The sequence below is a fragment of the Acidobacteriota bacterium genome (assembly GCA_034211275.1).
Taxonomy (GTDB): domain Bacteria; phylum Acidobacteriota; class Thermoanaerobaculia; order Multivoradales; family JAHZIX01; genus JAGQSE01.
Window position 1 is genome coordinate 1 of sequence record JAXHTF010000393.1, and the last position, 1,524, is coordinate 1,524.

At 67.2% G+C, this 1,524-nt stretch carries 1 protein-coding gene; it reads right to left on the bottom strand.

The window, feature by feature from the left end; all coding sequences use genetic code 11:
* Nucleotides 1-50 precede the first annotated feature (50 nt).
* On the bottom strand, nucleotides 51-1,259 hold the full coding sequence (locus SX243_26260) for an IS256 family transposase (protein ID MDY7096491.1): 1,209 nt from the start codon (nucleotides 1,257-1,259) through the stop codon (nucleotides 51-53).
* Nucleotides 1,260-1,524: the final 265 nt, after the last annotated feature.

Consider the following 1,524-nt stretch of genomic DNA (forward strand, 5'->3'; position numbering starts at 1 on the left):
ACGTCCGTCAAGATGGTGGAATTTGGGAGCGGGTCTGAGGTGGCCACGGATCAAGCGGCCTTGGGTGGAAGTTGGAGTTGGTCTGGGTCGGTGGCGGGGCGCTCGATCTCGGCCATCGCCTCGACCTGCATGTAGCGGTGCATCAGCTGCCACTCGTCATTCTGCTCCAGCAGGACCGCGCCGATCAGGCGGATGATCGAGGGTTCGTTGGGGAAGATGCCGACCACATCGGCGCGGCGTTTGACCTCCTTGTTGAGGCGCTCAAGCGGGTTCGTGCTGTGGAGCTTGGTGCGGTGCTGGGTGGGGAAGGTCATGTAGGCGAGCACGTCGTGCTCACTGTCGTCCATCAGGTCAGCGAGCTTGGGCCAGCGGGGGCGGAGCTGATCGGCGACCTGGCGCCAGGCCTGGCTCGCGGCCTCGGCATCGGGTTGCAGGAATGGCTGGCGGAGTGCGGCCGCGACCACGGTGTGCTGGCTTTTCGGCACGTGGGCCAGGGCGTTGCGCATCCAATGGACACGGCACCTCTGCCACGTGCTGCCCAGGACCCGGCCGATGGCGTGCTTCAGGCCCTCATGGGCGTCGGAGACGACCAGCCGGACACCTTTCAGCCCGCGCTTGACGAGCTTTTTGAGGAAGGTCGACCAGAAGGTCTCGGCTTCCGAGGGTCCGACGTGCAAGCCGACGATCTCGCGCCGGCCGTCAGTGTTGACCGCCACGGCGATTATCACCGCCACGGTCACGATCCGGCCGCCCTCCCGCTGCCGGAGATACGTCGCATCGAGCCAGAGGTAGGGCCATTCGCCTTCCAGCGGGCGGTCGAGGAAGGCGCCGACCCGCTCGTCGATGTCCTTGCACAGCTTGGAGACTTGGGACTTGGAGATGCCAGCAAGGCCCATCGCCTGGACCAGGTCGTCGACGCGCCGGGTCGAGACGCCGCCGATCCAGGCCTCCTGGATCACCGCGACCAGGGCCCGTTCGCTGGTCTTTCTGGGCTCGAGGAAGGGCGGGAAGTACGAGCCCTGCCGCAGCTTTGGGATCTTGAGCTGGAGCGGGCCGAGGCGTGTGTCGAGGCTGCGGGGACGATGACCGTTGCGGTAGTTGAGCCGCTCGGGGGAGCGCTCGTGGCGGCCAGCGCCGATCACGCCGTCGACGTCGGCCTCCATTAGGAGCTGCAGCACCGCCTCGGCGACGGCACGCAGGAAGTCGCCTTCGTCGGCCTTCTGCAGCAGCTCGACCAATGCCATTCTCTCCTCGGTCATCGGGGTCTCCGTCGCTCTGGTGTGAAGCCTGCCAACTCCACCCATAGCCGCTCGGCCCGATGGCCACCTCGCGCAGCACCCGGCGGCGGCCTGCGCCAGACTCGTCGAAGGTCGCTCCGGCACGCCGCCTCGCTCAGCGAATTTCCACCACCTCCGTGGACGCTAACTGGCGTTGCGGGGCGCCGGCCGGCTCGAACGCGGCGTTGGCGAGGAACTGCTCACGCCAGAGATAGTCCTGCGCCTGGCTGATCTCGTGCTCGGCACA

Bases quoted from the DNA above. Each gene is read 5' to 3' on its own strand.
- SX243_26260 (MDY7096491.1), bottom strand. From the start codon at position 1,259: ATGACCGAGGAGAGAATGGCATTGGTCGAGCTGCTGCAGAAGGCCGAC.